We start from the raw sequence: 7,243 nt of genomic DNA on the forward strand, positions 1-7,243 counted from the left end.
GATTAACCCTGAGTTTCCTGCGTCGTGTTTTGCTTGTTGGGCGTGAAGCCTTCTTTCCAGACCGTGCCGATCGAGATCGCGGTCAGCTTCTTCTTGCGGCCATACCAGAGGTTGATCAGGCCACGCGACAGGAACACGGCCGAGAACATCGAGGTCAGGATGCCCAGGCAGTGCACCACGGCGAAGCCGCGGACCGCGCCGGAACCGAAGATCAGCAGCGCCAGGCCGACGATCAGGGCGGTCACGTTGGAGTCGAAAATCGTGTCCCAGGCGTGCTTGTAGCCGGCATTGATCGCCACCTGGGGCGCGGCGCCCGCACGCAGTTCCTCGCGGATGCGCTCATTGACCAGCACGTTGGAGTCGATCGCCATGCCGAGGGTCAGCGCGATTGCCGCGATACCCGGCAAGGTCAATGTGACCTGCAGCATCGACAGCAGCGCCAGCAGGAACAGCACGTTGGCCGCCAGGGACACCGCGCTGACGAAGCCCACCAGGTGGTAGTAGACGATCATGAAGACCGCGATCGCCACGAAACCCCACAGGGTCGAATGCAGGCCGCGTTCGATGTTCTCGGCGCCCAGCTGCGGGCCGATCACGCGTTCCTCGATGAATTCCATCGGCGCCGACAGCGCGCCCGAGCGCAGCAGCAGCGCCAGTTCGTTGGCGTCTTCGATGCTGCCGATGCCGGTGATCTGGAAGGTCGAACCCAGTTCCTGGTTGATGACCGGGGCGGTCGGCACGCTGTACACGCCTTTTTCCTTCAGCAGGACCGCCAGGCGCTTGCCGACGTTTTCACGGGTGGCCATGCGCATGCGGCGGCCGCCGTCGCCGTTCAGGTCGATCGAGACGGCAGGTTGCTGGTTCGAATCGAAGCTGGCGACGGCGCTCGAGATGTAGTCGCCGGTCAGGATGATGTCCTTCGACACCACCACCGGGGCGCCGCGGCCTTCGGTGAACAGTTCGGAATTGAGCGGGATGGCGGCGGAGGTCTCGGTGCCCGGGGTCACGGTCGAATCGACCATGCGCAGTTCCAGGGTGGCGGTGCGGCCGATGATGTCCTTGGCGCGCGCCACGTCCTGCACGCCCGGCAGCTGGACGATGATGCGGTCGGCGCCCTGCTGCTGGATCAGCGGTTCGGTGGTGCCCAGTTCATTGATACGCTTGGACAGGGTGGAGATGTTCTGCTTCACGCCTTCTTCGACGGTGCGCTTGAGCGCCTCCGGCTTGAGGGCGACGGCCAGCTTCAGCTCGGTGCCGTCGGCGGTCTCGGTGAAGGCCAGGTCCTGCGACTGCTTGGCCAGCGTGTTGCGGGCGGCGGTGCGGGTCGCGGCGTCGCGGAAGCGCACTTCGATGGTGTCGCCCACGCGCTCGATGCCGGCGTGGCGGACGTTGGCGTCGCGCAGCTGGCTGCGTACGCTGGCCTGCAGGCCCTTGACCTTGGTGTCGAGCACGGCCTTGCTGTCGATCTGCAGCAGGAAGTGGACGCCGCCGCGCAGGTCGAGACCCAGGTTCATGGGCTTGGCGCCGATCTTTTCCATCCACGCGGGCGTGTTCTTCGCCAGGTTGACGGTGACGATGTAGTCGGGGTTTTCCTTGTCGCGGTTCAGGTCGCGCTCGAGGGCCAGCTTGGCCCGGAACTGGGCGTCGGTGGTGGCGAAGCGGGCGCGCACCGCGGTGCTGTTGCCGGTGCCTTCCAGGGCGATGGCGGTGGCCGGAACGCCGTTGCGCTTGAGCGCATCCTCGACCAGGCCGACGGTGGCGCTGGTGATGTTGACCGTCGTTTTACCGGTGGTGACCTGCAGCGCCGGCGTTTCGCCGAAGTAGTTCGGCGCCGTAAACAGCGCGCCCAGCAGGAGCGCGACGGCGATCAGTAGATATTTCCAGACGGGGTAGCGATTCATGGTTTTCCAGCGTTCTGAGTTGGGCACGCGGCGGCCAAGGCCGCCGCATCGTGCCGACCGGGCTTACAGGGCCTTCAGGGTGCCTTTCGGCAGCAGGGTCGTCACTGCGTTCTTCTGGACCACGATCTCGGTGCCGGTCGACACTTCCAGGGTCACGTAGGTGTCGGCCACCTTGACCACACGGCCCAGGATGCCGCCGGCGGTCGCCACTTCGTCGCCCTTGGTCAGCGCATCCATCATCGCTTTCAGTTCACGCTGGCGCTTCTGCTGCGGACGGATCATGAGGAAATACATGACCACAAACATCAGGATCAGCGGCAGGAAGGTGGTCAGGCTACCCATCAGGCCCGGATCGGCTGCGGCGGTGGTTTGCGCGTACGCGTTGGAAATGAACACAAGAACTCCGATTGTGGTGAGATTAAAAAAATTAAGCGGTGTATTCTAGCACCGGCGCTGCGGCCGGGGACAATCTGGAGGTATGTAGGTTTGCAATTCCTGATTGCAAGATGTTGCTGGAAATTTAATTGCAGCGTGCGTAAACACAGCCTCGGCGTGGACGCGTAGCCCAAAAAGAAAATGGGTTCCCACCTGCGTGGAAACCCATTCACGAAGACTCGGCAGTGAGTGTTCGCTTACACGCCGCGCGAGCGGTCAGCCCGGAACTGGATCCGGAACTCGTTGAAGCGGTCGGCATCGATCGCATCGCGCATCTCCTGCATCAGCTTCAGGTAGTAGTGCAGGTTGTGGATGGTGTTCAGGCGCGCACCCAGGATCTCGTTCGAGCGGTGCAGGTGGTGCAGGTAGGCGCGCGAGAAGTTCTTGCAGCAGTAGCAATCGCAGCTCTCGTCCAGCGGCGCCCCGTCGTCCTTGTAGCGCGCGTTCTTGATCTTGACGTCGCCGAAGCGCGTGAACAGCCAGCCATTGCGGGCGTTCCGGGTCGGCATCACGCAGTCGAACATGTCGACGCCATTGGCCACGCCTTCGACCAGGTCTTCCGGCGTGCCCACGCCCATCAGGTAGTGCGGCTTGTTTTCCGGCAGGCGCGGGCCGACGTGGGCCAGGATGCGCTGCATGTCTTCCTTCGGCTCGCCCACCGACAGACCACCGATCGCCAGGCCCGGGAAATCGATGTCTTCCAGACCGCTAAGGGACTCGTCGCGCAGGTGCTCGTACATGCCGCCCTGGACGATGCCGAACAGCGCATTCGGGTTCTCGCCGCGATTGAACTCGTTCATCGAGCGCTGGGCCCAGCGCAGCGACATGCGCATCGACTTGGCCGCTTCTTCGCTGGTCGCCGGACGGCCGTCGATCTCGTAGGGGGTGCACTCGTCGAACTGCATCACGATGTCCGAGTTCAGCGAGCGCTGGATCTGCATCGACACTTCCGGCGACAGGAACTGGCGCGAGCCGTCGATCGGCGAGGCGAACTTCACGCCCTCTTCCGTGATCTTGCGCATGGCCCCCAGCGAGAACACCTGGAAGCCGCCCGAGTCGGTCAGGATGGGGCCGTTCCAGCCCATGAAGCCGTGCAGGCCGCCGAACTTGTCGAGCACCGCCGTGCCCGGGCGCAGCCACAGGTGGAAGGTATTGCCCAGGATGATCTGCGAGCCGACTTCCTTCAGTTCGACCGGCGACATCGCCTTGACCGAGCCATAGGTCCCGACCGGCATGAAGATCGGGGTTTCGATGGTGCCGTGGTTGAGTTTCAGGCGGCCGCGACGCGCGTGCGAGAGGCCGCTGGTGTCTTTCTTAAGCAGGGTAAATTCGAGCATCGTGTTCTTTATTGGCGTGAGCGCTTAGTTGCGTCGATTCGTGAGCAGCATGGCGTCGCCATAGCTGAAGAAGCGGTATTCATTGGCGATCGCATGCTGGTAGGCCTTGCGGATCTCGTGGTAGCCGGCAAAGGCCGACACCAGCATCATCAGGGTCGACTTCGGCAGGTGGAAGTTCGTGATCAGACGGGTGACCGTCTTGAAGGTGTAGCCGGGCGTGATGAAGAGGGCCGTGTCGTCGCTGCCTGCCTTGAGCTCACCCGACTGCGAGGCCGATTCCAGCGCGCGGAGCGACGTCGTGCCCACCGCCACCACGTCGCGGCCGGCGGCCTTTGCCGCGCGCACGGCGTCCACGGTCTCCTGGGGAATCGTGTACCACTCGCTGTGCATCTTGTGGGCCGACAGGTCTTCCACGCGCACCGGCTGGAAGGTGCCGGCGCCCACGTGCAGGGTCACGTAGGCGAACCTGATCCCCTTCCCGGCCAGGCGATCGAGCAGCGGCTGGTCGAAGTGCAGGCCGGCGGTCGGCGCGGCCACGGCGCCCGGCGCCGATGAATACACGGTCTGGTAGCGCTGCTCGTCGAATTCGTCCGCATTGTGCTCGATATAGGGCGGCAGCGGCAGGCGGCCGTGGGCCTCGATCAGCTCGAAGACATCCCCTTCGAAATGCAGGGTGAAGAACTCGCCGGCGCGCTCGCCCGTGGTGACGTCGAAGGCGTCGGCCAGACGGATGCGGTTGCCGGGCTTCGGCGACTTCGAGGCGCGCACCTGCGCCAGCACGGTGCGGTGGTCCAGCACCCGTTCGACCAGCACTTCGACCTGGCCGCCGGTTTCCTTGACGCCGAAGAAGCGCGCCTTGAGCACGCGCGTATTGTTCATCACCAGCAGGTCGCCCGGCTGGAGCTGGTCGACGATGTCGGCGAAGTGACGGTCGGTGATCTGGTCGCCATCGAGCTGCAGGAGGCGCGAGGCGCTGCGATCCGGCAGCGGCAGCTGCGCGATCCGCTCTGGCGGCAGGTCGAAATCGAAATCGGAAAGCGAGTACATTGTCTTCAATTCTGGGAAAATGGATGCTGACAGCCTTACAATAGAGGCTGCAGTGCGTGCGGCGAACCCTCTATTTTACGCCAGCAAAGCCTGAAATGCCGCAATATGCCCGCCACCAAGACCACATCCGCACCCAAAACCATCGAATCCAAGCTCGCCCGGCTCGGCCTGCGCACCGATATGGACCTGGTGCTGCACCTGCCGATGCGCTACGAGGACGAGACCAAGATCGTCACGATCCGCGAAGCCTCCATGCGCGGGCTGCAGACCTGGCAGGTCGAAGGCGTCGTGGTCAGGAATGAAATCACCTACAAGCCCCGGCGCCAGCTGCTGGTGCAGATCGCCGACGAGACCGGCGAGCTGCAGCTGCGCTTCATGAATTTCTACGGCAGCCAGGTCAAGCAGATGTCCGAGGGGGTGCGTATCCGTGCCCGCGGCGAGCTCAAGCACGGCTTCTTCGGGGCCGAGATGGTCCACCCGACCTATAAGGTCATCAACGAGGGCGCGCCGCTGCCGACCTCGCTCACCCCGGTCTACCCGGCCGGCGAAGGCCTGTCGCAGACCGTCATGCGGCGCGCGATCGCCGACGCCATGAAGCGCGTGGACTGGCGCGACACCCTGCCGAACGCCTTCCTCTCGCGCCTGCAGCTGTGGGACTTCGAACCGGCGGTGCGCCTGCTGCACTATCCGCCGGCCGACGTCGACGAATACGCCCTGACCGAACGCTCCCACCCGGCCTGGACCCGCATGAAGTTCGACGAGCTGCTGGCGCAGCAGCTGTCCCTCAAGCGCGCCCAGCGCGCGCGGCGCGAAAAGGGCGCGCCCCAGCTGCGCGCGGTGGGCGAATTGTCCGAGGCTTTCCTGGCCGCCCTGCCCTTCCAGCTCACTGGCGCCCAGCAGCGCGTGGTGCAGGAAATCCGCGCCGACCTGCGCGAGGGCTATCCGATGCAGCGCCTGCTGCAGGGCGACGTCGGCAGCGGCAAGACCGTGGTGTCGGCGCTGGCCGCCGCCCAGGCCATCGACAGCGGCTACCAGGCGGCCCTGATGGCGCCGACCGAGATCCTGGCCGAGCAGCACTTCCGCAAGATCGCCGCGTGGATGGAGCCGCTGGGCGTGAAAGTGGCCTGGCTGACGGGCAGCCTGAAGAAAAAGGAAAAGGACGCGGCCAAGGAGCTGATCGAATCGGGCGAAGCCAAACTCGTGATCGGCACCCACGCCCTGATCCAGGACACGGTGCAGTTCGCGAAACTGGGCCTGGTGATCGTCGACGAGCAGCACCGCTTCGGCGTCGGCCAGCGCCTCACCTTGCGCAACAAGGGCAGCGACGGCCTGGTGCCGCACCAGCTCATGATGTCGGCCACGCCGATCCCGCGCACCCTGGCCATGACCTATTACGCCGACCTGGAAGTGTCGGTCATCGACGAGCTGCCGCCGGGCCGCAGCCCGATCGTCACGCGCGCCATCGACCAGAACCGGCGCGACGAGGTGATCGAGCGGGTGCACGCGGCGGCGCAGGAGGGCCGGCAGGTCTACTGGGTCTGCCCGCTGATCGAGGAATCCGAGGTGCTGCAGCTGCAGACCGCGACCGAGACCTACGAGACCCTGGCCGAGGCGCTGCCGGATCTCACCGTGGGCCTGGTGCACGGGCGCATGAAGCCGGCGGAGAAACAGGTGATCATGGACGGCTTCTCCAGCGGCGAGGTGCACGTGCTGGTGGCCACCACCGTCATCGAGGTCGGCGTCGACGTGCCGAACGCCTCGCTGATGGTGATCGAGCACGCCGAGCGTTTTGGTTTGTCGCAGCTGCACCAGCTGCGCGGCCGCGTGGGCCGGGGCTCGGCCGCGAGCGTGTGCCTGCTCCTGTATCAAAGCCCGCTGGGCCAGGTGGCCAAGCAGCGCCTGCTCACGATGCGCGAGACCACCGACGGTTTCGAGATCGCGCGGCGCGACCTCGAGATCCGCGGCCCCGGCGAGTTCCTGGGCGCGCGCCAGTCGGGCGAGGCGATGCTGCGTTTCGCCGACCTGGAAGCCGACCAGTGGATCGGGGAGAAGGCGCGCGACGTGGCGCAGTACCTGCTGGACAACGCCGACCGCCCCGAATACATGGCGGTCGTCGATGCCCACCTCACGCGCTGGCTGGGCGGGCGTGAGGAATTCCTGAAAGTCTGACGCATTCCCCTGCCAAATCTCGGTGTCCAAATCTCGGTGTCAGGTCTGACATTTGGACACGAGCTCGGCCGTTGCTAGCGATTACAGTCGAGCCCGTGTCCGTTTGTCAGACCTGACACCGGCTGGGTGCGTTCATTGCAAGCGCTCTTTCAGTTCCTGCGATGCCTGCTGCAGGGCGCTCTTCACGGCCGGCACATCGCTCAAGGCACTGAGCAGGCCGAAGTCGTGGATCATGCCGTTGTAGCGCACCGATTTCACCTCGACGCCGGCGGCATCGCAAATCTCGGTGTCAGGTCTGACATTTGGACACGAGCTCGGCCGTTGCTAGCGATTACAGTCGAGCCCGTGTCCGTT

Annotated in this window: 5 protein-coding genes and 1 pseudogene; 1 reads left to right on the forward strand and 5 read right to left on the reverse strand. The window is 64.9% G+C overall.

Going from position 1 to position 7,243, the window contains the following annotated elements:
• Positions 1-2: 2 nt before the first annotated feature.
• From secD to queA, 4 genes are all read right to left on the reverse strand, one after another.
• Complete coding sequence (secD, locus tag NX780_RS24515) at positions 3-1,901, reverse strand: protein translocase subunit SecD (protein WP_258830507.1); 1,899 nt, start codon at positions 1,899-1,901, stop codon at positions 3-5.
• Between the two features lie 63 nt (positions 1,902-1,964).
• Positions 1,965-2,297, reverse strand: coding sequence for a preprotein translocase subunit YajC (gene yajC, locus NX780_RS24520; protein ID WP_258830508.1), 333 nt, complete (start codon positions 2,295-2,297; stop codon positions 1,965-1,967).
• Between the two features lie 236 nt (positions 2,298-2,533).
• Positions 2,534-3,673 (reverse strand): tRNA guanosine(34) transglycosylase Tgt, encoded by a 1,140-nt coding sequence (tgt, locus tag NX780_RS24525; RefSeq protein WP_258830509.1) that lies wholly within the window; start codon positions 3,671-3,673, stop codon positions 2,534-2,536.
• A 24-nt stretch (positions 3,674-3,697) separates the two neighbouring features.
• The gene (gene queA / locus NX780_RS24530; RefSeq protein ID WP_258830510.1) at positions 3,698-4,720 is read right to left on the reverse strand and encodes a tRNA preQ1(34) S-adenosylmethionine ribosyltransferase-isomerase QueA; all 1,023 of its coding nucleotides are present in this window, start codon (positions 4,718-4,720) and stop codon (positions 3,698-3,700) included.
• A gap of 105 nt (positions 4,721-4,825) precedes the next feature.
• On the opposite strand from queA, the gene recG reads away from it, so the two are divergent.
• Positions 4,826-6,889: an ATP-dependent DNA helicase RecG gene (recG, locus tag NX780_RS24535; RefSeq protein WP_258830511.1), complete on the forward strand. Its 2,064-nt coding sequence runs from the start codon at positions 4,826-4,828 to the stop codon at positions 6,887-6,889.
• A 132-nt stretch (positions 6,890-7,021) separates the two neighbouring features.
• Here the strand turns inward: recG and NX780_RS24540 are convergent.
• Positions 7,022-7,165 (reverse strand): annotated as a pseudogene (locus NX780_RS24540) (alpha/beta hydrolase); the annotation flags it as partial.
• Positions 7,166-7,243 lie beyond the last annotated feature (78 nt).

Source organism: Massilia agri (assembly GCF_024753255.1).
Classification (GTDB): domain Bacteria; phylum Pseudomonadota; class Gammaproteobacteria; order Burkholderiales; family Burkholderiaceae_D; genus Telluria; species Telluria agri.

Coding starts and splice junctions, on each gene's coding strand:
- secD (WP_258830507.1), bottom strand. CDS start 1,901: ATGAATCGCTACCCCGTCTGGAAATATCTACTGATCGCCGTCGCGCTC.
- tgt (WP_258830509.1), bottom strand. CDS start 3,673: ATGCTCGAATTTACCCTGCTTAAGAAAGACACCAGCGGCCTCTCGCAC.
- queA (WP_258830510.1), bottom strand. CDS start 4,720: ATGTACTCGCTTTCCGATTTCGATTTCGACCTGCCGCCAGAGCGGATC.
- recG (WP_258830511.1), top strand. CDS start 4,826: ATGCCCGCCACCAAGACCACATCCGCACCCAAAACCATCGAATCCAAG.